We start from the raw sequence: 25,771 nt of genomic DNA on the forward strand, positions 1-25,771 counted from the left end.
GAAATAATAATTAGAATATATTTCCTTAGGTGGAATAAAGTTAAGAAAAATTGAACATAATGATTGATACAAACAGTAGTGAAGTGAGGGGTAGTGAATGTTATATCTACATGATGTATGGGTAAATTGGTTTGAAGGTGAAGAGAATGGGTATAACGTTTGTCATTTTTACGAATGGCGGAAAGATGATACGATTGAGCTATTAGATCAAGTGCCATTATTAAAAGTAGATGCCACATTATATCATTACATCGAGGACGAATTGTTAGAGCTTCCGCAAAAAATGTTGGAAGACGTACATCATAAGGCATATATTCGTAAAAATCATGAACGTTTGCAGCAAGAGTATTGCTTTGTTGTTACAGATGGAAAAGGAATTATTGCGATCGACACAATTGGTTACAATGTACCAATTCGAAAGAGCAGACTTATACCGCGCCAAGAGCAGATGGTATATGAGATGGTAGAAAACGTACAAGCAGAAAAGTATGAGTTCCAAGTAGAAGAAATGGAAAAAGAACATCATATTTTATCACCATCACCTTTCATTATGAATGGCTTAACTCGTAAAGAAAGACAGCTGAAACAATTATTATTTATGGCGTTAGATCAATTACATACAACGAAAAACACAGCGGAAATTCGCTATTGGTTCACAGAGTGGGATCCATCAGCATACGGAATGGTTCAACATATGGAATTTGAAGATATTTGGGCTAAACTGTATGATGAAGCGAAAACAGGCTGGTCTGAGAAGCACGAACAATTATGCGAGCGTCTTGTAAAAGGACAGCCATTTTTTGAAAAGTTATGGGAAATGGAAAACGAGCAAAAGGTAAATTAAAAAAACCGCCAATTGGCGGTTTTTTTAATTTGTTGTAACTTAGCTCCGGCTCCTAGCCCTTCGCGTCTAAGAACCTTCCGCATAAGAAGACAAAAAGCGTCTTCTATGCGAAAGAACCCTAGCTAGTCAGAGCTGAACGAGCCGCTTCCGCTTTATATAGAAATCCAGCTCCAGCGGCAAGAATGTTCGGTGGCTTCGCGCCTTCCTGCGAGGCAAAATCCGCCTCTACGTCAGGAGCTCCATCCCCCTCACATTCTGAACGAGCCGCTTCCGCTTTATAAGTTACCTACGTTTTCTACTTAGTCCCATTGCGTTTTCTACTTTGCGTAGTTGTTTGAATGCAACGCGGTTTGCTTTTTCTGCACCTTTGTCTAGAATTTCGTCTAGTTCTGGTGAGTTGATTAGTTCGTTATATTTGTCTTGGATTGGACGAATTGCTTCTACGACTACTTGTGCTAGGTCGCCTTTGAAGTCGCCGTATCCTTTTCCTTCGTACATTGCTTCGATTTCTTCAACTGTTTTTCCAGAGAATGAAGAGTAGATTGTTAATAAGTTAGAGATGCCAGGTTTGTTTTCTTTATCAAATTTCACGATACCTTCAGAATCAGTTACAGCACTTTTAATTTTCTTTTCAATTGTTTTTGGTTCATCAAGCATACTGATCATTGCTTTTGGATTCGGATCAGATTTGCTCATTTTTTTCGTAGGTTCTGTTAATGACATAACGCGAGCTCCTACTTTTGGAATACGAATTTCAGGGACAGTGAACACTTCACGGAAGCGTTTGTTGAAACGCTCTGCTAGGTCGCGTGTTAATTCCATATGTTGTTTTTGATCATCACCAACAGGTACGATTTCAGTGTTGTAAAGTAAAATATCAGCAGCCATTAATGGTGGATACGTTAGTAATCCAGCTGGAACTGAATCTCTACCAGAAGATTTATCTTTATATTGCGTCATACGCTCTAATTCTCCAACGTAAGCAACTGATTGCATAATCCATCCTAGTTGAGCGTGTGCTGGTACTTCTGATTGTACAAATAGAGTAGCTTTTTCAGGATCGATGCCACATGCTACATAAAGTGCAGCAAGACTGCGAATGTTTTTACGAAGTTGTACGGGATCTTGAGGTACTGTAATCGCGTGTTGGTTTACAATACAGAAATAACAGTCGTGTTCATTTTGAAGCTCTGTAAATTGCTTCATAGCTCCTAAATAGTTTCCAAGTGTAATCGTTCCACTCGGCTGAATACCAGAAAAGATAACTGACATAAGTAATTCCTCCTAAATTTGAATGCGTGATGGGGAAGAGAAGGCAAACAAAAAAGCCCATTCATCCCAAAAACTATAGGGACGAATGGACCGCGGTACCACCCTAATTATTTCACTACTGTGAAATCTCTCTAATCCATAATAACGTTTGGATATAACGCCAAAGCCTACTACTTTCGGTTCGGTTTGGTGCTCAAAAGCCCATTCCATACTGCGCAATTACTTGTTCACACCAGCCACAAGCTCTCTGAAATTGCCTCAATATGTACTCTTCTTTATCATCGCATACATATAAATTTATTTATTGTTACCTAAGCTCTTTTAATATGAAAGAACTAAAGTTTTATAACAAAATGTTTTGCTGATTATTATATCATATGGGATAGTGTTTGCAAACTACATCAAAATAGTAAAGCTAATGAGGGTCGAGAACAACCCAAGAACGATACCGGTAATGCAAATTGGATACGTCCATTTGAATGAATATGTTTTATAAATACGTTCTTTCTTATCGACAGGTTCCTCTACTTCTTCAATTAAAGACTCAATTTTTTTGTTCGTACCAAATACTCTTTGGAAGGCGTAAATTGTTACGTTAAAAAATCCATTTTGAAATATGAATAAAAAACCGCCTATAAGAATAAAAAATAGTGCGACATAAAACGATATGTTGACAAAATTCAACAAAAATTGCGATGAAACGAGGAATGCGCCAATACTAGAAGCGATTATCGCTATGAAAATTAGTATACAAGTATGAAAAAAAACTTTATTCAAAATGTTCCCCTCCGTCAAAATATTACTAGAATTATTATACTATAAAAGCTATAATATGTACTAGAATTAATTTTTTGAAAATTATACGCAATTAAAGGTCTGATTTCAAGATGATGGTAGCAATGTTAACGTATCCCTTTACAAAAAAATAAAAAAATAAATATTTTATTAAAAATTTTAACAAAAAAACAAAAAACTATATTCACAATTGTTATATTATATGTATAATGAAAATTGTAGAAACTTGGAGATTATTCTTTCAATTCTACTTTTTTACAAGTGAGGGTACAGGAAGTGCAATTAGGGGAGGCAACACAACATGAAGAAAAAGATACCGTTATTACTTGCATCGACGCTGACAGTCAGTATGTTAGGAGCTTGTAGTTATCAAAAAGAGGATAATAAAGCAGGTGCAAAAGAAAAATCCTCAAACAAGCAAGCGTTAAATCTAACTGAGACAGCTGAAATTCCAACTATGGATACGACGTTATCAACGGATGCAACATCTTCTAACATCATGAATAACACAATGGAGGGATTATATCGTCTGGGGAAAGACGATAAACTTGTTCCAGGTGTCGCTAAATCTTATGAGAAATCAGAAGATGGCAAAAAGTATGTGTTTAAGTTACGTGAAGATGCGAAATGGTCTAATGGTGAACCTGTAACAGCGAAAGACTTCGTTTATTCTTGGCGAAGAGCTGTAGATTCAAACACGGGTGCCAAGTTTGCTTACATACTATTTGATGTTAAAAATGCGGAGAAAGTTAACAAAAAAGAATTGCCAGTTGAAGAGCTTGGTGTAAAGGCAATTGATGATCATACACTTGAAGTGGAATTAGATAACCCTGTTCCTTATTTTGTAAGTTTAACAGTCTATCCAACATTGTATCCTTTGAATGAGAAGTTTGTAACAGAACAAGGAGCAAAATTTGGATTAGAATCCAATACGACACTTTATAATGGTCCATTCGTATTAAATGAATGGAAGCATGAACAAAGTTTCCAACTTAAGAAGAATCCAACGTATTGGGAAAATAAAGAAGTAAAACTTGAGGAAATAAACTTCAATATTGTTAAGGATCGTTCAACTGCTATAAATTTATATGAAACGAAAGCAATTGATCGTGTAGTCTTAACATCAGAGTTTGTAGACAAATACAAATCAGATGCTGACTTTAAAACGATTAAGAGACCATCTACACAATTTATTCGCTTAAATGAAAAGAATAAATTTTTAGCAAATAAAAATATCCGAAAAGCAATTGCAATGTCCTTTGAGCGTGAAAATATCGGGAAAGTTATCTTAAACGATGGTTCAGAGGGTATATATGGTTTTGTTCCGAAAGGCTTAGCAAAAGGTCCGAATGGAAAAGACTTCCGTGAAGAGAACGGAAAGCTTATAAAAGAGGATATGAAAGAAGCTCAAAAATATTGGGAAGCTGGTAAAAAAGAACTTGGTGTAGACAAAGTAGAGTTAGAGCTATTAAACTTTGATACTGATGATGCTAAAAAAATCGGAGAGTATTTAAAAGGTCAATTTGAAAAGAACTTATCAGGTTTAACAGTTTCCACAAAAATGCAGCCATTTGCACAAAAATTAAAACTTGAAGCAAGTGGAGATTATGCAATGTCATATGCGGGATGGAGTCCAGATTATATGGATCCAATGTCATTCCTTGAAATGTATACGACAGGTAATGCGCAAAACAAAGTAAATTATGCAAACCCAGCGTATGATGATTTAATTAAAAAAGCGAAAACAGAAGTTGATGTACAAGCACGTTGGGATGCATTATTACAAGCGGAAAAACAACTGCTTGAAGATGCAGCGATTGCTCCAGTATATCAACCAGGAAAAGCTTATTTACAACGTGGCTCAATTACTGGCCTATTAGAACATAAATATGGCGGAGAATTTAGCTATAAGTGGGTTGAACTCAAAAACTAAAAATGGTTTCCATCATGAATAAGGGTATATGCCTATGATGGGCATATGCTCTTATTTTAAAAAAATAAAAGTAAGAATATTTTAAACTATCTTATTGCTTTTGAGAAAAACGGGGAGGTGCTTGACTATGGGACGTTATGTATTAAAACGTTTCGTGTACATGGCTTTGACATTATTTTTAATTACTACACTGACTTTCTTTTTGATGAAATTACTTCCGGGTTCTCCGCTTAAAAACCAGGAGAAACTATCACCGGCACAAAAAGAAATCATTCTTGAAAAATATGGTTTAAATGATCCAGTACCAGTTCAATATGCACGTTACTTAGGTAACTTAGCAAAAGGTGATTTAGGGGTATCATTCCAATATGATAACCGTCCAGTAACAGATATGATTGTGGATCGCATTGGACCATCAGCACAACTTGGTTTACAGGCGATTATATTAGGAACATTTATCGGTTTAATTTTAGGAATCGTTGCGGCACTTCGTAACAATACGTGGGTCGATTATGGGGCGACAATTATTTCCGTACTCGGGATGTCGGTACCATCGTTCGTATTCGCCGCATTACTACAATATTTCGTAGGGGTAAAACTTGGATGGTTCCCAGTAGCATTCTGGAAAGGACCAGAGTTTACCGTAATGCCTACAATCGCTTTATCGATGGCAGTTATCGCAACAATCGCACGTTTCGCTCGTGCAGAGTTAATTGAAGTTATGCAAGCTGACTACATTTTAACAGCGAAAGCGAAAGGAATTAGCCAAGGCGTTATCATTATCAAACACGCACTTCGTAACGCGTTAATTCCAGTTGTAACAATTTTAGGACCAATGGTTGCAGGTTTAATTACAGGGACATTAGTTATTGAGCAAATATATGCTGTACCAGGACTGGGGGAACAGTTCGTTAAATCTATTACAGTAAATGACTATACAGTTATTATGGGAACTACAATTTTCTATAGTGCGATTTTCATCTTAGTTATTTTCATTGTCGATATTTTATACGGAATTATTGATCCTCGAATTCGTTTAGCGGGAGGGAAAAAATGATGAAAGATGTACAAAAATTATCTCCAGATTTATTTCAACAAGCCAATCAAAATAATGTGGATAATGAAGTCATTGCCCGTCCAAGCTTAACGTTTTGGCAAGATGTAAGAAGACGTTTGTTCCAACATAAAGGAGCGATGTTCGGTTTCGTTTTATTAGCGCTTATTATATTACTAGCAGTTTTAGGACCGATGGTAAGTAAGCATTCTTATAAAGAGCAAGACTTAGGTCGTGCGAAATTACCACCGAAAATTCCTGTTATTGAAAATGTTCATTGGCTACCATTTGACGGTACAGATCAATATGGTGTTGACCAATATGAAAAACGTGATATTAAAGAGTATTTCTGGTTTGGTACAGATGATCTTGGACGCGATTTATGGACAAGAACATGGGAAGGTACGCGTGTATCATTATATATCGCTCTTTTAGCAGCGGCGATTGACTTAGTAATTGGAGTTGCTTATGGAGGTATTTCAGCGTTCTATGGCGGTAGAGTAGATAATATTATGCAACGTATTATGGAGATTATTAACGGTATTCCATACTTAATCATCGTTATTTTAATGGTAATCATTATGGGATCTGGTATATGGTCAATTACACTCGCAATGGCGATTACAGGTTGGATAGGGATGTCGCGTATCGTTCGTGGACAAATCCTGAAATTAAAAAATCAAGAATACGTATTAGCATCTCGTACATTAGGTGCAACAAATACACAGTTAATTGTAAAACACTTAATCCCGAACGTAATGGGACCAATTATCGTAATGACAATGTTTACAATTCCAACAGCAGTGTTTGGTGAGGCGTTCTTAAGCTTTATCGGTTTAGGTATTCAGCCACCATTCGCATCACTTGGTTCTCTTGTAAACGATGGTTATAAATCAATTCAAACGTATCCACATATGATGTTCATCCCAGCGGTTGTCATCAGTATGTTAATCTTAGCATTCAACTTAATGGCAGACGGATTACGCGACGCGTTAGATCCAAAAATGCGTAAGTAAAAGAGGGGAGAAGTAAAAATGAAAACATTGCTAGAGGTAAAAGATTTGCAAGTCTCCTTTGATACACATGCAGGTGAAGTACAAGCTGTACGCGGTGTTACTTTTGATTTGAAAAAAGGAGAAACATTAGCGATTGTAGGAGAATCTGGTTCTGGTAAATCAGTTACTTCTAAAGCGTTAATGGGATTAATTCCGAATCCTCCAGGACGTATTAAAAACGGTGAAATCGTATTTGAAGGTCGTGACTTAACGAAATTAACAGAAAAAGAAATGCAACAAGTGCGCGGTAAAGATATCGCGATGATTTTCCAAGATCCAATGACATCATTAAACCCAACGATGACCATTGGAAATCAAATTATGGAAGGCCTTATTAAACACCAAGGGATGAGTAAAGCAGATGCACGTAAAGTTGCGTTAGAATTAATCGACCTTGTAGGTATTCCGAATCCAGAAGCGCGCTTAAAACAATATCCTCACCAATTCTCAGGTGGTATGAGACAGCGTGTAGTTATTGCGATGGCGTTAGCTTGTAACCCGAAATTATTAATTGCCGATGAGCCGACAACAGCGTTAGACGTTACAATTCAGGCGCAAATTTTAGAGCTTATGAAAGACATTCAGCAAAAAACAGAAGCGGCAATCATTTTCATTACGCATGACTTAGGTGTAGTGGCAAACGTTGCGGACCGCGTAGCAGTTATGTACGCTGGTAAAGTTGTTGAAATTGGAACGGTTGATGAAATTTTCTACAATCCAAAACATCCGTACACTTGGGGCCTAATCGCATCTATGCCAAGTTTAGATGGTTCAGAAGAAGAGTTATATGCAATCCCTGGAACGCCTCCAGATTTATTAAAGCCGCCAAAGGGAGATGCTTTTGCACCACGTAACCCGCAGGCACTGAAAATTGATTTTGAAATGGACCCACCTTTATTTAAAGTAAGTGATACACACTACGCGGCAACTTGGTTACTTCACGAGCAAGCTCCAGAAGTAAGACCGCCGGCAGTTGTTGAAAAACGCATTCTTCAAATGAAAGCAGGTGAACAACATGACTAAACAACGTGAGAAATTAATTGAAGTAAAAAATGTAAAGCAGCACTTCGACGTGAGTGGTGGTGTTGTCAAAGCGGTTAATGATATTTCATTTGATATTTACCGCGGAGAGACATTTGGTCTTGTAGGAGAATCAGGTTGTGGTAAATCGACAACTGGAAGAACGATTATTCGTTTATATGATGCAACTGCTGGTGAAGTATTGTTCGATGGTGAAAATGTACATGGTAAAAAATCACGCGCACAACTGAAGAAGTTCAACCGTAAAATGCAAATGATTTTCCAAGATCCATATGCATCATTAAACCCTCGTATGACAGTAGGGGATATTATTGCAGAAGGTATTGATATTCACGGATTAGCAAAAGGCAAAAAAGAGCGTATGGACCGTGTTCATGAATTATTAATCACAGTTGGTTTAAATAAAGAGCACGCAAACCGTTTCCCGCATGAATTCTCAGGTGGACAACGTCAACGTATCGGTATCGCTCGCGCACTTGCTGTAGAACCTGAATTTATCATTGCCGATGAGCCAATCTCAGCACTTGATGTTTCAATCCAGGCGCAAGTTGTAAACTTACTGAAAAAGTTACAAAAAGAAAAAGGTTTAACATACTTATTCATTGCCCATGATTTATCAATGGTAAAATACATTAGTGATCGCATCGGCGTAATGTACCGTGGTCAAATCGTTGAGCTAACAACAAGTGAAGAGTTATATGCGAATCCAATTCATCCATATACGAAATCACTATTATCAGCAATTCCGCTTCCAGATCCAGATTATGAGCGCAATCGTAAACGTATCGTATACGATCCATCTCAGCATGATTATGCTAGTGAAGCACCAACAATGCGTGAAATTCGCCCAGGACATTTCGTATTATGTTCTGAAGCAGAGTATAAGAAATATAAAGAGATTTATCAATAAGAAAAAGAGCCATTCTTCCGCTACAGAAGGATGGCTCTTTTTCTATTCTATAAACAGTTGTATTGTTAACATTTGTCGGTAAGTGAATATAAATGTTATTTTCCGATGAATGCATTTTAATTAAACGAGTATTACTGTGCCTGAACAGAAACACTCTCCTCTTGTTCTTCAGGTTTAACGAGTGCATAACGTTCCCACGCTCTACTTTTCCAGCGGAAGAACATAATGATGGCACGTGTCCATTCATCAATAGCAATCGCTAGCCAAATACCAACGAGCCCCATATCTAAATGGAAGGCGAAAAAGTAGCCGAGTGGTAAACTCATTAACACCATAGAGAATGCACCGATTAAAACGGGGTACTTTGCATCACCAGCTGCGCGAAGTGAATTTATAATGACGATATTCATTGTACGTCCCGTTTCAAGTAGTACACTTAGTAAAAGAACTGATGCACCTAACGTAATAATGTGCGGATTATCTGTAAATAGTCCCATTAATTGTGTACGGAATGTAATAACGAGAGCGACCATACATAAAGTGACTCCAATTGCCCACTTTACACTTTTCCATACGCGTTCATACGCTTCGTCTTTTTCACCACCGCCAACGAGGCGTCCGATAATAATGGCTGTTCCCATACCGATCGCAATCGCGAATAAATAAGTGAACATAGAAATGTTCGTAGCGTATTGTCTAGCCGCTAATGATTCCGTTCCTAAGTATGTTGCATAGTATAAGAAGACAATTTGACAAGCTTGATACATAACCTGCTCAAATGCAGATGGAATCCCGATCTTTAAAATTTTCCCGATGTATTCTTTAGATAAGGTGAAGTAATATTGTAATTTCACACGGTATTCCATAACGCGGTACAGTAACCAGAAGAAAACGATAAGTGCGATTAATCTGCTGACAGCAGAAGAAATGGCAGCCCCTTGTACACCGAGCTCTGGGAAACCAAATTTCCCAAAAATGAGTACGTAGTTTCCAGCGATATGAATAATATTCATTCCAAGTGAAATAAACATCGCTTGCTTTGTGAAGCCGTGTACGCGGATAATTGCAGCTAATGAATTAATAATAGCTTGAAGAAAAATAGCTCCTCCGACGATGGATAAATAGTTTTGTGCATACATGAGTACATCGCCTTGTAAGTTCATTGTCATCATCATATGTTTTGAAAATAATAGAAAACCAGCGCTTATAACGAGTCCGACCACTAAATTTAATGTGACGGCTAAAGCTGATATTTTAGATGCTTCCATAAAACGTTTGGAACCGAGGTATTGAGATACGACGATAGCTGCGCCGTTCCCGATGACTTCAAGTACCAAAATAGCGATATGGAGGTATTGATTCGCTGCACCAACCCCAGATACAGCATCGTCTGATAATGCACTTAACATGAAAGTATCAGCGATCCCCATTAACATAAATAGAAAAACTTCTAGAAAAATAGGCCATGTTAATAAGAATAAACTTAATTTCTCTGTCGGCCCGTTTTTTGCCTGAATTGCTGTCATGTCCGTCCCCTCTTTACCGATATCTATTTTTAGCAAAGTGTATCGTAACATACTTTCTTATCCTTTGCACTCATTTTAACCTACATATCTTTATTATGAAGGGAGCGCCATTTTATGATAAATAGAGAAGGATAATTATGCACAAAGTATTATGATATATAAAATTTATTTTTCTCTGATAATTTAGAAAAATATAAAAACAGTTATTATTAACACTTTAGTAAGGATAATCGGCAATATGAAACGTGTACAAAGGTTTATTTTTTTACAGAAAATTTTAATAAAATAGAAATATAAATATACAAAAAATATATTTGTATGTATAATATGAATTGTTAGAACATATATATATTTCTATTTGTTTGAAAATGAAAGGGCTAACATTTTTTGTGGAGGGTGGAAGTATGAAAAAAAAGATGCCAGTTTTTGTAGTATCAACAGTAGCGATGAGCATGATGTTAGGGGCATGTAGCTACCAAAAAGATGAGCCGCAAGCGAACGCAAAAGGGGATAGCGGGAAAAGCGGTGCGAAGCAAGTTATTAACTTAATTGAAACACAAGAAATTCCAACGATGGATCCAGCGTTATCAGCTGATGCAGTTTCTTCAAGAGTAATGACTAATACGATGGAAGGCTTATACAGTTTAGGAAAAGATGATAAGCTAGTTCCTGGTGTAGCGAAGGAATTCCAAAAGTCAGAAGACGGTAAAAAATATACATTTAAATTACGTGAAGACGCAAAATGGTCAAATGGTGAACCTGTGACGGCGAAGGATTTCGTATACGCATGGCAAAGAGCGATTAACCCAGATACAGCTGCGAAATCAGCGTACATTATGTATGATATAAAAAATGCAGAGAAAATTAATAAAAAAGAGATGAGTCCAGATCAATTAGGCGTAAAAGCGATTGATGATCATACATTAGAAGTGGAATTAGACAATTCAATTCCATACCTTGTAGATTTAATGGTATATCCAATCTTCTATCCTGTGAATGAAAAGTTTGTGAAAGAGCAAGGTACGAAGTTTGGTTTGGAAGCGAATACAACACTTTATAACGGACCATTTACATTAAGTGATTGGCAACATGAACGTAGCTTTAAAATGACAAAGAGCGCGTCATATTGGGACAATAAAGAAGTGAAGATTGAGGAAGTAAACTTTAATATTGTAAAAGATACGTCTACGCCAATTAATTTATATGAAACAAACGCAGTCGATCGAGCGACGTTATTAGCAGAGTTCATCGATAAATATAAAGGAAAACCAGATTTCCAAACAGTAGAAGATACATCTGTATTCTTCCTTCGTTTAAATCAAAAAGACCCAGCTTTAGCAAATAAAAATATTCGTAAAGCAATTTCACTTGCTTTTGAACGTAAGCCGTTCGTTGATACATTATTAAATAACGGTTCTAAGCCAGCAACAGGATTAATTCCTGATAACTTCATTAAAGGGCCAGATAAGAAAGACTTCCGTGCTGTAAATGGAGATATTGTAAAACCAAACGTGAAAGAAGCGAAGAAATATTGGGAAGCTGGTAAAAAAGAGCTTGGTAAAAATGAAATCGAATTAGAGTTATTAAATGAAGATGTTGAATTATCGAAGAAAACAGGTGAATATTTAAAAGGTGAATTAGAAAAGAATTTACCAGGTTTAACAGTGAAAATTAAACAACAACCATTTGCGCAAAAACTAAAACTAGAAGATGCGGGCGATTATGTGATGTCATTCTCTGGATGGAGTGCAGACTTCCCAGATCCAGTTACATACCTTGATATGTTTGTGACGGACGGATCGCAAAATAAAATGAAATACTCTAATCCGAAATATGATGAAATTATCATGAAAGCGAAGAAAGATGGAAGCGATGTAAATGCTCGTTGGAAAAACTTACTAGAAGCAGAGAAAATGTTACTTGATGACGCTGCAATTGTTCCAGTATATCAACGTGGTAGAGCATATATACAAAGGGAATCAATTAAAAATATGTACAACCATAAATATGGCGGCGATTTAAGCTTTAAATGGGCGTCAGTAGAGAAATAAGAAAAAAGCAGGTGATTGCCTGCTTTTTTTAATACGTACGTTTCTTATAAATACCTTTCCCGCCAACTTGATTCCAGCCGGATTGCACATCCAAACTTTTATTAACAAACTTCATCTTTTCTTTTCCGCCAAAGAGTTTTTCACCAATGCTATTTGTAATGACACCAATCAATGCTGTTATTCCGATGATGAGGGCAGCAACCGTGACAAAATCAATAAAAAAAGCAATCATTTGCAAATTCCCCCTTTGCCTGTCTGTATTTTTATTGTATGAGATAAAAGGTAAAAAAGAAAGAAATGTCAGAAAAATAATTGATTTATTTTAGAAATCGTATAGACATGAATGAGAATATTTGTTAAAATAAGAACAAATGTTCCTTTTAATTCTCAATTGTATAGTCTTACATTTCTTAATTGATTTATCAAGAAAAGGTAAGAAAACGTTCTCTTTTTTATAGGAAAGATTCTGGGAAAATAACTATATATCATATGAATAATCTATGAAAAGCAAGCGTTAAGAGGGTTGGAGGTATTGTTAAAGTACAGATGAAGTGAGTGTGATCATGTTACATAGCAGTGGAATACACGGAAGAGTTTTCTCAATTAGAAGGAAATTTACTGTATATTTCTTGCAAAATCTATTGTATAATGATTATAGAAGTTACTTATTAAAAGTAATTGTTGTTTGCTAAAAGTTGTTGCTTACATGAAATGCGATTTTTGCACTTTGTTTTAAGACAAGGTATCGCAAAAAATTGCTGAATTTAGAAATTTAAACTGTAATTAGTACAGAATTTGTACTCTTTAAGGAGAGTGAGCTTTGTATGGTAACATTATATAGTTCTCCAAGCTGTACGTCTTGTAGAAAGGCGAAATTATGGCTAGAGGAAAATCATATTCCTTATACAGAACGTAATATTTTCTCAGATCCATTAACGATTGAGGAAATTAAAGAGATTTTACGTATGACAGAAAGCGGAACGGATGAGATTATTTCTACTCGTTCGAAAGTTTTCCAAGAATTAAATGTAAACTTAGAGTCTTTACCACTTCAAGATTTATATAAGATGATTCGTGACTATCCAGGGATTTTACGTCGTCCAATTATGATTGACGAGAAACGCCTTCAAGTAGGTTACAATGAAGACGAAATCCGTCGTTTCTTACCACGTACAGTAAGAACGTTTCAATTACGTGAAGCACAGCGTCTTGTAAATTAATTATAATAATATGAAAACCTTCTACCTATTATATAGTAGAAGGTTTTTTTTAATGTTTCACGTTTCGTAATCGAACTTGTTGCACGATAATACCGATGCATAGAACAGTGAAAATGAATAAGAAAGGCATGCTTGTGGTGAAATTTGGATTATTATGAAAGAACGTTGCAAGCCTGTCTTCATGTGTAACCATTTTTCCTGCTGTATAGGCGAGAATCGCTGCTCCGCAATAAATGAGGAATGGAAAGCGTTCCATAAGTATTAAAATAAGTTTGCTACCCCAAATAATAATCGGGATAGAAATGAGTAAGCCGATTATTACGAGTAAAAATCTTCCGTGAGCTGCACCTGCAATGGCAATAACGTTGTCAAACCCCATAACGAGATCCGCGAATACAATTGTACGCACAGCTTGAAATAAAGTTGTTTTCCCCTGAATAGCAGAAAGATCGTTGCTATTATCAGTTAGTAAATTTACTGCAATTAATGTAAGTAAAACGCCCCCGATAAGTTGTAGAAATGGAATGTCGAGTAAATAGACAGCTAGTATAGTAAGGATAATTCTTAGTACGATTGCTAAAAGAGTACCAATCAAAATGGCTTTATTTCGTTTCGATTCAGGTAAATTTCGGCTAGCTAGTGCGATGACGATTGCGTTGTCACCACCTAATACAACATCGATACCGACAATCATTAGTACAGATGTTAAAAACTCTAAGTCCATTCGTCTGCCTCCATTTATGATGTTTTAATAAGCGAACTGTATGTATGTGGTGAAGAGAGAGACTAAATAATCTTCTCTAATAAAAGTTTCACTTTATTACAGTGTACGGGGGAGGGTGGAAATGTATGTCCAAATTTTTCATAAGTGAGAAATCGCTATAATGATATATTTGTGTAGGTGGTCGAATGAAGATAGGCATATAACTATTTTTGTAAAATAAATCGATTTTATTTCCATTCTGGAGAATCTTATCATAAAATGAGAGTACAAGAATCTATTGATTTGTCATATGAGTGGGGAATCCCTTCATAACAATTCTAAGCAGGAAGGGAGAGTTGTATTTTGGATATTGAAAGAATTAATGACCATACGATGAAATTTTTTATTACGTACATTGATATAGAGGATAGAGGGTTTAATCGTGAAGAAATTTGGTATGACCGCGAACGAAGTGAAGAGCTCTTTTGGGAGATGATGGACGAAGCTCGTGATCATGATGATTTCTTTATTGATGGACCGTTATGGATTCAAGTGCAAGCAGTCGATAAAGGGATTGAAGTACTTGTAACGAAAGCAGAGCTTTCAAAGGATGGACAAAAGCTAGAACTACCAATAGGTGTAGATAAAATTATAGACATTCCTCTAGATGAAGGCATTGAATCATTATTCCAGCAAGAATTAGTGGAAGAGGTAGAAGAACAAGCAGGAACAAACTTTAACGAAGATGGTACGTTTGGCTTTTTAATTAAGTTTAATGATTTTGAAGATGTAATTTCATTAAGCCACCGTCTTATCTTTGAAGATATAAAAGATGAGCTGTATTCATTTGAGAACCGCTATTATGTATATGTGGAATTCGATGAAGTGCTACATGATGAAGAAGAAATTGATCGTATTTTAAGTATTGTTTTAGAATACGGAGAAGAATCAACTTTAACAATTCATCGTGTAAGTGAGTATGGGAAACAAATTGTGAAAGAGCGTGCGCTTGAAACAATTCGCAATAATTTTCCTGCTAAAACGTAGGCCGATTTCTGTAGTATGAAATCGGCTTTTTATATGAAGAATAGGAAAGCTTTCTTAGTAAGGAGGTAAGAGATGAAAAATACATTAAAGTTGATTTTCTTTGTTCTACTATTGTTCGCATTATTTGTTTCGTTACGTATGTTTATTGATGTAGCATTTTATTCGGATGTAATTGGGATAAAAGATGTTTCGATTTTAGGTATTATTAGTATTTTATTTACGGTATCTGCATTTTTAATTGGCTGCGTTATTTTCTTAGAGAACCGTCATCCGTCTAAAACACTTACATGGCTCATTGTGTTAGGTATTTTTCCGGTATTTGGATTCTTCGCTTATTTATTATTTGGACAGAACTTTCGGAGGAAGAGAATGTTCCAAAAGAAGGCGTTGCTCGATGAACAAGCATTTTTACAGTATAAGGGGCATGAAGATTACGAAGAACGGATTTTGCGCAATCATAAGCATCAAGAGCTGTTATTTCGTTTAGCGGACCGCTTAGGCGCTTTAAATATTTCATTTCAAACTGAAACGAGAACATTAACAAATGGAGATGAAACGTTTCAGGCCATTTTAGATGGATTAAAACGAGCGAAACACCACATTCATATGGAATATTACATTGTGCGTGATGATAAGCTTGGAACAGAAATTAAAGATATTTTAATACAGAAATCAAAAGAAGGTGTTGTCGTTCGTTTTTTATATGATGCGGTTGGAAGTTTTAGATTATCGAATTCATATATTGAAGAATTGAATGATGCAGGAGTAGAAATGATTCCGTTTTTCCCTGTGCGCTTTCCGATTTTAAACGATAAGATTAATTATCGAAACCACCGGAAAATCGTTATTATTGATGGAAACGAAGGGTTTGTCGGTGGATTAAATATTGGTGATGAATATTTAGGAAAGGATAAATATTTCGGTTTTTGGCGAGACACGCATTTATATTTGCGTGGTGAAGCTGTTCAAAGCTTGCAACTTATTTTCCTTCAAGATTGGTTTTATATGACTGGTGAGGCTGTGCTGGCCCCTGAATATTTACAAGCGAAAGCAGTTGAGGGTGATCATTGGGGAGGCGTACAGCTCGTTGCAGGTGGACCAGATAATAAATGGGAAACAATTAAACATTTATACTTTGCCATGATTGCTTCTGCGCGGAAATCCATTTGGATTGCGACGCCGTATTTCATTCCGGATGATGATATTTTATCCGCATTAAAGGTAGCGGCACTTGCTGGTATTGATGTTCGTTTGTTAATGCCGAGTAAGCCTGATAAGCGCACCGTCTTTTACGCATCGAGATCGTACTTTCCAGAGCTTTTAGATGCAGGGGTAAAGATATATGAATACGAAAAAGGCTTTCTCCATAGTAAAGTTGTCATTGTCGATTCTGATTTAGCTTCAATTGGGACTGCTAATATGGATATGAGAAGTTTTCATTTGAACTTTGAAGTAAATGCCTTTTTATATGATACAGACAGCATTCGAAAACTTGTTCAAGATTATAAAGAGGATATAGAAGAATCAAGTGAAATTCATGTCGATCGTTTTCATAAAAGGCGTCTTCATAGACGAATTGTTGAATCGACGTATCGATTATTATCACCTTTATTATAAAAAGAGATGTCCGAAATTGGGACATCTCTTTTTTAAAAGGAATTTGTAATAAATTGTAGAATATAAGGAGCTGAAAGGGTGTGATTCCGATGTTTATCGCCAAAAGAGAAAACGGAGAAAAAATTCATCTACTCTATCATCATGATGAAGAGCTTTTACATCGTATGCGTAAAATGGAAAGCTTCTTTTGCATAGCTTGCGGGAAGGAAGTGCAAATGAAATTAGGGAAACAAAAAAGTTGGCATTTTGCTCATAAGAAAATGGACGCGTGTCTTGCCTTTTATGAAGCAGAATCTATGTATCATATGCACGGTAAAGAATTGTTATATAGGTGGTTCAAACGTCAAAACTTTCCTGTGTATATAGAGCACTATCTTCCAGAAATTCAGCAACGACCAGATATTTTCATAGAGAGAGCAGGGAGAACAATTGCGATTGAATACCAATGCGCTAATCTCTCTATAGAGCAGCTGTACAAACGAACCTATTCGTATTGGCGAGCTGGTATACAGGTCATTTGGATCATTGGTGGAAATCAATTGAAAAGGCAATCAGCATATTGGATGAAATTCTCCTCACTTATGGCTTTCTCCTTACAATCTTATCCTCAGCCATTTCTTATTTTCTTCTGTTCGAAACAAAAATCATTTATGAAATGCGCGTTTCTCACTTCATTTTCTACAAGCGTCTCTTTCTCACATATTATCTATTTACCAACTGAAACGACTACTTTTGAAATGCTCTTTTCTCCCGTCTCTTTCCGAAAAGAAACATTAGGTGAGGAATGGAAAAAGCGAAAGAGCTATTTTCGGCAAAATGCTCTGCCGATTTGGAATTACAATCATAAGTCACTATTACGCCTCTTATATCAATGTAAATGTACCCCAGCAAATTTTCCTTCTGAAATCGGTGTGCCACTCCCGTCCTCATTTGCTTTTCAAACAAATCCATTTATATGGCAAGCTTTTCTATATATAAAGTGTATAGGTGAGCTTGCGGTAGGGGATTGTATTTCCCTTCAATATGTATGTAGTTATGTGAAAATGTATGTGAAAAGGCGCATGCTCCCGTACTTTTCACGGCATATATGGAAAGTAGCAGTTGCTGAATATATGACATTTTTATGTTATACAGGTGTATTGCAGAAAGTAGGGACTTATAAGTACCGGAAAAAAAGAGAGGTAGTTATGTTAAAAACAGAGGAGGAAGTTATGAAATATGATGAAATTTGCTTAGCGTATGCCTTATCTTTATTTGAGGCAAAGTACAACATGAGAGAAGGAAAAGGGGATATAATAAAGACTGATCGTGAAGGAATTACATAAGAAAAATCGAATTGTATGTAAGTAGAGATATTTAAAGGAGGGCTTAAAGGATGTCTGAACAAAACACAGCAAAAACATTACCAGATCGCAAAGAAATTGAAGAATCAAGTACGTGGCGATTAGAAGATATTTTCCAAACAGATGCAGAATGGGAAAAAGAATTCCAAGCTATTAAAGAGCTATTACCGAAGTTAACTGAATTTAAAGGGAAACTTGGTGACTCTGCGAACAATTTACTTGAAGCATTGCAATATGAAGACGAAATTTCAATGCGATTAGGTAAGCTATATACATATGCACATATGCGTTACGATCAAGATACAACAAACTCTGTGTATCAAGCGTTAAATGACCGCGCAACAAATTTATATTCACAAGTATCTAGTAGCACAGCATATATTGTGCCTGAAATTTTATCGATTTCAGAAGATACACTGCAAACATTCTTGAAAGAAAATAGAGACTTAAGTGTATATGAACATGCATTAGAAGAAATTACGCGTCAACGCCCGCACGTATTATCTGAAGCGGAAGAGGCTCTATTAGCAGAAGCATCTGAAGTAATGAGTGCGTCAAGTAATACATTTGGTATGTTGAATAATGCGGATTTGAAATTCCCATCTATTAAAGGTGAGGATGGAGAAGAAGTGGAAATTACACATGGTCGTTACATTCAGTTTTTAGAAAGTGATGATCGTCGTGTGCGTGAAGATGCATTCAAAGCTGTATATGAAACGTACGGGAAATATAAGAACACATTTGCAAGCACGTTAAGCGGAGCTGTGAAACGTAATAATTTCAATGCGCGTGTTCGTAAATACGATTCTGCACGTCAAGCTGCATTAAGTAATAATAATATTCCTGAAGCGGTGTATGATCAACTTGTTGAATCTGTAAATGATAATTTACACTTGCTACATCGTTACATTGATATTCGTAAGCGTGCACTAGGACTTGATGAGCTTCATATGTATGATTTATATACACCACTTGTACCAGAAGTGAAAATGAACGTGAAGTATGAAGAAGCACAAGACATGTTATTAAAGTCTTTAAACGTACTTGGTGATGAGTATGTTGACATTTTAAAAGAAGCATATGAAAATCGCTGGGTAGATGTGTATGAGAATAAAGGAAAGCGAAGCGGAGCATATTCATCTGGTGCATATGGAACAAATCCGTATATTTTAATGAACTGGCATGATAATGTAAATAATTTATATACACTTGCTCATGAGTTCGGTCATTCCGTGCATAGTTACTATACAAGAAAGACGCAGCCGCACGTATACGGTGATTATTCAATCTTCGTTGCGGAAGTAGCATCAACTTGTAATGAAGCACTTCTAAACGATTATTTATTAAAAACGACAGAAGATAAGAAAGAGCGTCTATACTTATTAAATCATTATTTAGAAGGATTCCGTGGTACTGTATTCCGTCAAACGATGTTCGCAGAGTTTGAGCATATTATTCATAAGAAAGTACAAGAAGGACATGCGGTTACGCCAGACATGTTAACGGAGATCTACTATGATTTAAATAAGAAATATTTCGGTGATGCTTTAGTAATCGATGAAGAAATTGGTTTAGAGTGGTCTCGTATTCCGCACTTCTACTACAACTATTACGTATACCAATACGCAACAGGATTTAGTGCAGCAACGGCTTTATCTAAACAAATTTTAGAAGAGGGGCAACCAGCAGTAGAACGTTACATTAATGAGTTCTTAAAAGCAGGAAGCTCAGATTATCCAATTGAAGTGCTGAAAAAAGCTGGAGTAGATATGGCATCTCCAGAACCGGTAAAAGAAGCGCTACAAGTATTTGAAGAGAAATTAAATGAATTAGAAGCATTATTATTTGAAGAGAAGTAATTGTAAAGACGAGGAATTTACCTCGTCTTTTTTTGTTTTAAATATTTTTGTCGATATTTGTCGAAAAAATAAGGTGAATTTCTTTCTTTTTTCTAAATTAGAAGGCATTTTTACAGGTGATTTTTGTAGTTAAAACCCTTTAAATCGTTTTTTATGGTTGAAATAAGAGAGAGCGATGACAATGACTACAAATAAAAGAGGGAAGGCAATAATTTTAGGAAAAGCTTGTAGTAGAGAGAGGATGTACAAGAAAAAAGAAACGATGACAGCTAGTAAGATAAGTAAAATATACGTTTTTTTCATACAGAACACCTCCAAAATAGCTTTTTTATAGCTTATTCAGAAATGAAAACGTTTAGAATGTGACAAAAGTGTGAAATTCGACAAAAGGGGTTGTCATCTGACGTCGAATCTTGTAATATAATAAGCGTGAACGAATTCACATACAAACATATACCCCTTTGTTTGAACGTGAAAATTTCTCCCATCCCCTTTAATATTTTTATAAGCCGTAAAGAAGAAGACCTGGTGTTTTACACCAGGTCTTTTTCTTTTGCTATCCATTTCCAATAACGCTCACATTTTACGTCAATCATTTGTACTTTTCGTTTCAGTTGTAATTTTTTCAGTTCACGCTCGATCTCTTGCTGTGAGCAGTCATATATAAATGCTACTTCTTTTGAAGATATAAATTGCGTTGCTTCTAGTAACACTTCTAAAGGTGGTAATGGTTCTGGCTCAATTTCACATTTTACAAGTTCCTTCAATAATTGTACGTATACGTCGTAGGAATAAGTTCCAGCGATTTTAATACCTTCTTCATCTGAATTCGCATGAAAGAATACGAGAGAAGGTATTTCTGTAATATGCATCTCATTTGTAAATTTCAAGTCACATTGGAAAGCTTTTTTTGCGCTAGCGGAATGTAGGTCTTTTTTAAATTCTTCTACATCAATATCGCTATCTCTTGCACATGCAAGTAATAATTCACAGTCAGGGTTGGATACATTTTCAAGGAAAATGTATTCTTGGAGTTTTCGCAAAAACTTCGAACCTGCTTTTCGGCCCTGTAACTCCGCTGCCTTAATTGCCATCGAAACTAAATATGGTGTTGACGATGCTTCTTGCATATGTACCTTTCCATCACATGAAAAACCTTGTAAACTTGTTGTCTTTTCCCACACAAATCGAATATTAGCAGGTTTATTCCATTTGTGTGAGGAAGCGTTCGTTCCGTCCACTTTTCCAGTTACGATATGACGAATAGAGAAGTATTTCCCGTATTCAAGCCATAGTTTAATAATAAAGGGCTCAATTTCCCAGCAATCTTTACAAAGTGGATCAATAAATAAATATGCTTCTACAGACTTATGCTCACATGCGGAAGGAGATGGCATATTTATATGCTTTGCTTCCTGCTTATCCATTACACTTCACCTGTTTCGTTTGGAGTATTAACCATATGCTGAGCAGTTAACGCTAAACGTTCAAAAACGAACTCTCTTATATGACCGTGCACTCCTGTGTCATCCATTGCTTGCTCCATACATGATAGCCAAGCCTCTGCTCGTTTTGGAGTAATCTCAAACGGAAGGTGGCGTGCTCTTAACATAGGATGACCATGTTCTTCAGTGTACAAATTAGGACCACCTAAATATTGCGTTAAAAATTGTTTCTGCTTCCTAGCGGTTTCTGTTAAATCATCCGGGAAGATGGGAGAGAGGTCAGGGTGTTTACTGACATAGGAATAAAACGTGTCTACTAATATTGCAATGCATTGTTCACCGCCAATTGCTTCAAATGGTGTCATCGGTTGCTTGCTCATCCTTTATAAACTCCTTTTTCCATGAAATGTATATCTATTGTAGCAATGGAATGTTCTAGAGGGCAAATAAACAGCCTTCATAACGTTCTTTGCTTATTTTTCAAATGTAAAAGAATCTTTTCCTTTTAAAAAGTGAGATATATCCACTAGTAGAACGTATTCACTAGTGGAATTTTCACTTTAGCGTGCTTTGTTTTGTTTGGCAAGGAAAAAGCGTTTTACTTTATTATTTGTATGACGGATTGGTATGTCGTGCTGTTTTAATAAATGAATAAATGCAGCTTTTCCTGTTTCTTCATCTTGCACTTCAAATTCAATTTCATAATCATCGTGATTGTAATAGAAACTATGATCAAAGACAAGCGTTCCGCCTTCAAATAGTGTTTCGGCTCTTTCAGTTGTTAAACTACCCATATAAGTTAAAGTGGAAACAGGAATTTGTAATTTGTGTAGTTGATCCATTACAGCCCCTGAAATGATTACGTTTGTTTCCATCATCATTCTTGCTTCGGCTTCTGTTACGACTTGATGCGTTTCTAACAAGCCGACTTCTGCAGGTTGTTTCAATGTTAATGTATAAGTTTCTCCTTTATGACGAATACGAAGTGCAGAGCCAGCTTCTTTTAACGAGAAGCCCGGTGTTTCAAAGTAGTGATTCACCTGTTTCGTAAATACTTCAATAGAGAATGATTTACATAATGTATCGAATTCTTCTTCTGTAACAATATTTTTAAATTCAATTTCAATTTCTTGTGTCATTGTATGCGCGCTCCTTTTAAAAAATAATTCTTTACACATTATCGCTTTTTCATAAATTTGGTTCAATGTTTTATTTGTTTGCGTCCATGTTATGATACAATAATACTGTTAAGTAAGACAGGAAGTTGAGATGGAGGAGTTAGAGCATGCAAAATAAAATTCAAGTTAAGAGCGTAGAAAAGAGAGAGAATGCGCTTATTTTTTGTGCGGAAAATAGTGAAATAGAGGTAAAGGAGTTAAGTGCGCGTAATCACGTACTTGTAGACTCAGACAATTTATCATTTTTATATATTTTAGAAAACGAATCATCTTTCATTTATGTAAGTATTCCGCACACATGCTGGGAAGCAATGCATGAAGCGATGAATAACGATATAGTAATGTTCGTTCGTGTGAATGACGTTGAAATGGAATTAGAAAATTTAAAAGAAGAAGTAGAATATTTAGTTGAAAATATTGAAGGTAATGCAAATTACGGAGAAGAACTAGTAACTGCTGTAGAAAAAGTATTTCTATAAGCAAATGGATTGATTTTGGTGGTGGTTGAAATGAATCGAAATTGGGAAGAATTTTTAGCACCTTACCATCAAGCGGTGGCAGAGCTGAAAGTGAAACTAAAAGGAATGCGTACTCAATTTGCAATGTTAACAGAGCATTCTCCAATTGAGTTTGTAACAGGAAGGGTAAAGTCGGTTGCTAGTATTATTGATAAAGCGGAGAAGAGAAATGTACCGCTAGATCGGCTGAGAGAAGATATGCAAGACATCGCGGGCCTTCGAATGATGTGTCAATTTGTTGATGAGATTAAGCCTGTTGTAGAATATCTTCGAAAACGAAATGACTTTGAAATCGTGGAAGAACGTGATTATGTCACGCAAAAGAAAGATAGCGGCTATCGCTCTTATCACGTTGTCATTAGTTACCCCGTTCAAACGATTCAGGGAGAAAAAAAAGTATTGGTAGAAATCCAAATACGCACGTTAGCAATGAATTTTTGGGCAACAATTGAGCATTCTTTAAATTATAAATATAGTGGACGTTTTCCTGAAGATATTAAAATACGCTTGCAACGCGCAGCGGAAGCGGCGTTTTTATTAGATGAAGAAATGTCTTCTATTCGTCTTGAGATTCAAGAAGCGCAGAAAGCTTTTTCAAGAAAACAAGAAACGAAAGATTCCGAATCATAAACTAAAGGGTGTTGGGCGATGAAATTTACAATTATGTCAAAGGGAGATCAATCATCAGATACACTGGCAAGCACGATGAAAGAATACTTGCTAGATTTTGGATTTATAATGGATGAAAAGGAACCCGATATTGTAATTTCTGTTGGGGGAGATGGAACGCTTTTATATGCGTTTCATCGTTATTATAATCGATTGGATGAAACAGCATTTGTTGGTGTACATACAGGGCATTTAGGTTTCTATGCAGATTGGTTACCGACAGAAGTAGAGAAATTAGTAATTGCAATTGCTAAAACACCATTCCAAGTGGTGGAATATCCGCTTTTAGAAGTGATTATTCGCTATGTGAATGGGAGTAAAGAATCACAGTATTTGGCGATGAATGAAGCAACTGTAAAAAGTGCAGAAGGTACATTAGTAACAGAAGTAGAAATACGCGGAGAGTACTTTGAAACATTCCGCGGAGATGGCCTTTGTATTTCTACTCCTTCGGGAAGTACTGCGTATAATAAGGCGCTTGGCGGAGCGATTATTCACCCTTCTATTGAAGCGATTCAAATTGCAGAAATGGCATCTATTAATAACCGCGTGTTTCGTACTGTAGGCTCGCCACTCGTATTGCCGAAGCATCATACATGTGTGTTGAAGCCGGCTGCAGGAATGAACTTACAAATTACGGTGGACCATTTAACGATGGTTCATCAAGATGTGAAATCAATCCAGTATCGCGTTGCAAACGAGAAAGTACGATTTGTTCGTTTCCGTCCGTTCCCGTTCTGGAAACGAGTTCGTGACTCGTTTGTTGCAGATAAATAGAAAGGGTTTATATATTTGAACAGATTTACATTGAAATGGGATATTGAATCGGCCGAAGAGGGAACTTTAGTTAGAGAATTTTTAAAAACAAAAGGGATTTCTAAAGCCGCCTTAACGGATATAAAATTTCGCGGCGGAGCTATTGAAGTAAATAATCAACATGCGAGTGTTCGTCATCAGTTGCAAGCTGGTGAAGAATTACGTGTCTTTTTTCCAGTGGAAGAAAGAAGTGAAGGGATGATTAAAGAAGATATCCCTTTATGTATTGTATATGAAGATGATGCGGTTCTTGTCATAAACAAAGAGGCGAACATGTCAACGATTCCGTCTAGAGAACATCCGGCAGGGAGTGTTGCGAATGCGCTCTTATCTCATTATGATAAGCAGCATCTTGCAAGTACGGTGCACATCGTAACAAGATTAGATCGTGATACTTCAGGGCTTATGCTTATTGCAAAAAATCGTTTCGTGCATCATCTTTTATCGAAACAGCATCAACAAAAAGCTGTGAAAAGAACATATGAAGCAATTGTTCACGGTGAGATGATAGAACGAGAAGGAACGATTGATGCACCGATTGGACGAAAATCGGATAGCATTATTGAGCGAACCGTTTGTGAAAATGGGCAAAGAGCAGTTACTCATTTTAGAGTGATGGATAGCGCCAATCACAAGACGCATGTATCACTTGAGCTTGAGACCGGAAGAACGCATCAAATTCGTGTACATATGGCTCATATAGGCCACCCGTTACTTGGTGATGATTTATATGGAGGACGAAGAGATGTGATAAAACGTCAAGCACTTCATAGTACATCTTTGACTTTTTATCATCCTATTTTAGAGAAGGAAATGTCTTTCACTACAACGATTCCAAGCGATATGGAAGAGGTATTAAGGCATACTTAAAAAGG

Annotated in this window: 25 protein-coding genes and 1 other annotated feature; of the genes, 16 read left to right on the forward strand and 9 right to left on the reverse strand. The window is 36.3% G+C overall.

Annotation, left to right across the window (positions count from 1 at the left end; genetic code table 11):
• Positions 1–97 precede the first annotated feature (97 nt).
• On the forward strand, positions 98–844 hold the full coding sequence (locus AC3WTA_RS13550; RefSeq protein WP_000966120.1) for a YjbA family protein: 747 nt from the start codon (positions 98–100) through the stop codon (positions 842–844).
• 282 nt (positions 845–1,126) lie between these two features.
• Here the strand turns inward: AC3WTA_RS13550 and trpS are convergent, their stop codons facing one another.
• Both trpS and AC3WTA_RS13560 read right to left on the reverse strand, forming a co-directional pair.
• On the reverse strand, positions 1,127–2,116 hold the full coding sequence (gene trpS / locus AC3WTA_RS13555; protein ID WP_000110999.1) for a tryptophan--tRNA ligase: 990 nt from the start codon (positions 2,114–2,116) through the stop codon (positions 1,127–1,129).
• 74 nt (positions 2,117–2,190) lie between these two features.
• Positions 2,191–2,407: a binding site (T-box leader), on the reverse strand.
• Between the two features lie 105 nt (positions 2,408–2,512).
• On the reverse strand, positions 2,513–2,893 hold the full coding sequence (locus AC3WTA_RS13560; RefSeq protein ID WP_001044992.1) for a DUF3899 domain-containing protein: 381 nt from the start codon (positions 2,891–2,893) through the stop codon (positions 2,513–2,515).
• Positions 2,894–3,212: 319 nt separating this feature from the next.
• Between AC3WTA_RS13560 and AC3WTA_RS13565 the strand changes: the two genes are divergently transcribed.
• The 5 genes from AC3WTA_RS13565 to AC3WTA_RS13585 all read left to right on the forward strand — a co-directional run bounded on the left by AC3WTA_RS13565 (position 3,213) and on the right by AC3WTA_RS13585 (position 8,904).
• The gene (locus tag AC3WTA_RS13565) at positions 3,213–4,844 is read left to right on the forward strand and encodes a peptide ABC transporter substrate-binding protein (protein ID WP_000727224.1); all 1,632 of its coding nucleotides are present in this window, start codon (positions 3,213–3,215) and stop codon (positions 4,842–4,844) included.
• 127 nt (positions 4,845–4,971) lie between these two features.
• A complete protein-coding gene (gene opp3b / locus AC3WTA_RS13570) occupies positions 4,972–5,901 on the forward strand; it encodes an oligopeptide ABC transporter permease (protein ID WP_000534165.1) in 930 nt (309 codons plus the stop codon).
• Positions 5,898–6,914, forward strand: coding sequence for an oligopeptide ABC transporter permease (gene opp3C / locus AC3WTA_RS13575; protein ID WP_000974097.1), 1,017 nt, complete (start codon positions 5,898–5,900; stop codon positions 6,912–6,914). The genes opp3b and opp3C overlap by 4 nt, the downstream gene beginning before the upstream one ends.
• Positions 6,915–6,932: 18 nt before the next feature.
• A complete protein-coding gene (locus AC3WTA_RS13580) occupies positions 6,933–7,976 on the forward strand; it encodes an ABC transporter ATP-binding protein (RefSeq protein ID WP_000854348.1) in 1,044 nt (347 codons plus the stop codon).
• Positions 7,969–8,904 (forward strand): ABC transporter ATP-binding protein, encoded by a 936-nt coding sequence (locus AC3WTA_RS13585; protein ID WP_000166352.1) that lies wholly within the window; start codon positions 7,969–7,971, stop codon positions 8,902–8,904. The genes AC3WTA_RS13580 and AC3WTA_RS13585 overlap by 8 nt, the downstream gene beginning before the upstream one ends.
• A gap of 131 nt (positions 8,905–9,035) precedes the next feature.
• Here AC3WTA_RS13585 and AC3WTA_RS13590 read toward each other — a convergent pair whose 3' ends face one another.
• Complete coding sequence (locus tag AC3WTA_RS13590; RefSeq protein ID WP_002096798.1) at positions 9,036–10,481, reverse strand: MATE family efflux transporter; 1,446 nt, start codon at positions 10,479–10,481, stop codon at positions 9,036–9,038.
• 353 nt (positions 10,482–10,834) lie between these two features.
• On the opposite strand from AC3WTA_RS13590, the gene AC3WTA_RS13595 reads away from it, so the two are divergent.
• The gene (locus AC3WTA_RS13595; RefSeq protein ID WP_000728618.1) at positions 10,835–12,481 is read left to right on the forward strand and encodes a peptide ABC transporter substrate-binding protein; all 1,647 of its coding nucleotides are present in this window, start codon (positions 10,835–10,837) and stop codon (positions 12,479–12,481) included.
• A 28-nt stretch (positions 12,482–12,509) separates the two neighbouring features.
• On the opposite strand, the gene AC3WTA_RS13600 is transcribed toward AC3WTA_RS13595, so the two are convergent.
• Positions 12,510–12,713 (reverse strand): hypothetical protein, encoded by a 204-nt coding sequence (locus AC3WTA_RS13600; RefSeq protein ID WP_000559978.1) that lies wholly within the window; start codon positions 12,711–12,713, stop codon positions 12,510–12,512.
• A 592-nt stretch (positions 12,714–13,305) separates the two neighbouring features.
• Between AC3WTA_RS13600 and spx the strand changes: the two genes are divergently transcribed.
• Positions 13,306–13,701: a transcriptional regulator Spx gene (spx, locus tag AC3WTA_RS13605; protein ID WP_000258267.1), complete on the forward strand. Its 396-nt coding sequence runs from the start codon at positions 13,306–13,308 to the stop codon at positions 13,699–13,701.
• A 49-nt stretch (positions 13,702–13,750) separates the two neighbouring features.
• On the opposite strand, the gene AC3WTA_RS13610 is transcribed toward spx, so the two are convergent.
• A complete protein-coding gene (locus AC3WTA_RS13610) occupies positions 13,751–14,425 on the reverse strand; it encodes a TerC family protein (RefSeq protein WP_000362605.1) in 675 nt (224 codons plus the stop codon).
• A 342-nt stretch (positions 14,426–14,767) separates the two neighbouring features.
• Here AC3WTA_RS13610 and mecA point away from each other — a divergent pair, with 342 nt between their 5' ends.
• From mecA to pepF, 4 genes are all read left to right on the forward strand, one after another.
• Complete coding sequence (mecA, locus tag AC3WTA_RS13615) at positions 14,768–15,451, forward strand: adaptor protein MecA (protein WP_000350712.1); 684 nt, start codon at positions 14,768–14,770, stop codon at positions 15,449–15,451.
• Between the two features lie 72 nt (positions 15,452–15,523).
• Positions 15,524–17,068, forward strand: coding sequence for a cardiolipin synthase (locus AC3WTA_RS13620; RefSeq protein ID WP_000799207.1), 1,545 nt, complete (start codon positions 15,524–15,526; stop codon positions 17,066–17,068).
• A gap of 80 nt (positions 17,069–17,148) precedes the next feature.
• Complete coding sequence (locus AC3WTA_RS13625; RefSeq protein ID WP_070168541.1) at positions 17,149–18,393, forward strand: competence protein CoiA; 1,245 nt, start codon at positions 17,149–17,151, stop codon at positions 18,391–18,393.
• A 50-nt stretch (positions 18,394–18,443) separates the two neighbouring features.
• Positions 18,444–20,270, forward strand: a complete 1,827-nt coding sequence (pepF, locus tag AC3WTA_RS13630) for an oligoendopeptidase F (RefSeq protein ID WP_000003387.1) — start codon at positions 18,444–18,446, stop codon at positions 20,268–20,270.
• Between the two features lie 129 nt (positions 20,271–20,399).
• Here the strand turns inward: pepF and AC3WTA_RS13635 are convergent, their stop codons facing one another.
• The 4 genes from AC3WTA_RS13635 to AC3WTA_RS13650 all read right to left on the reverse strand — a co-directional run bounded on the left by AC3WTA_RS13635 (position 20,400) and on the right by AC3WTA_RS13650 (position 22,854).
• The gene (locus AC3WTA_RS13635; protein WP_002096793.1) at positions 20,400–20,573 is read right to left on the reverse strand and encodes a hypothetical protein; all 174 of its coding nucleotides are present in this window, start codon (positions 20,571–20,573) and stop codon (positions 20,400–20,402) included.
• Positions 20,574–20,803: 230 nt separating this feature from the next.
• A complete protein-coding gene (locus tag AC3WTA_RS13640) occupies positions 20,804–21,697 on the reverse strand; it encodes a ClpXP adapter SpxH family protein (RefSeq protein ID WP_000360654.1) in 894 nt (297 codons plus the stop codon).
• On the reverse strand, positions 21,697–22,095 hold the full coding sequence (locus AC3WTA_RS13645) for a globin domain-containing protein (protein ID WP_000043382.1): 399 nt from the start codon (positions 22,093–22,095) through the stop codon (positions 21,697–21,699). The genes AC3WTA_RS13640 and AC3WTA_RS13645 overlap by 1 nt, the downstream gene beginning before the upstream one ends.
• Positions 22,096–22,275: 180 nt before the next feature.
• Positions 22,276–22,854 carry a CYTH domain-containing protein gene (locus AC3WTA_RS13650; RefSeq protein WP_000191104.1) on the reverse strand — a complete coding sequence of 193 codons (579 nt, stop codon included), beginning with the start codon at positions 22,852–22,854 and terminating at the stop codon, positions 22,276–22,278.
• A 146-nt stretch (positions 22,855–23,000) separates the two neighbouring features.
• Here AC3WTA_RS13650 and AC3WTA_RS13655 point away from each other — a divergent pair, with 146 nt between their 5' ends.
• From AC3WTA_RS13655 to AC3WTA_RS13670, 4 genes are read left to right on the forward strand one after another with little or no spacing between them, the layout of a single operon-like run.
• Positions 23,001–23,372 carry a UPF0738 family protein gene (locus AC3WTA_RS13655; RefSeq protein WP_001180000.1) on the forward strand — a complete coding sequence of 124 codons (372 nt, stop codon included), beginning with the start codon at positions 23,001–23,003 and terminating at the stop codon, positions 23,370–23,372.
• A gap of 30 nt (positions 23,373–23,402) precedes the next feature.
• A complete protein-coding gene (yjbM, locus tag AC3WTA_RS13660) occupies positions 23,403–24,041 on the forward strand; it encodes a GTP diphosphokinase (protein ID WP_001081480.1) in 639 nt (212 codons plus the stop codon).
• An 18-nt stretch (positions 24,042–24,059) separates the two neighbouring features.
• Positions 24,060–24,857: an NAD kinase gene (locus AC3WTA_RS13665; RefSeq protein ID WP_000673190.1), complete on the forward strand. Its 798-nt coding sequence runs from the start codon at positions 24,060–24,062 to the stop codon at positions 24,855–24,857.
• A gap of 15 nt (positions 24,858–24,872) precedes the next feature.
• Positions 24,873–25,766, forward strand: a complete 894-nt coding sequence (locus tag AC3WTA_RS13670; RefSeq protein WP_001079117.1) for an RluA family pseudouridine synthase — start codon at positions 24,873–24,875, stop codon at positions 25,764–25,766.
• The last annotated feature ends 5 nt before the right edge of the window (positions 25,767–25,771 follow it).

Source organism: Bacillus sp. EB106-07-01-XG149 (assembly GCF_058791555.1).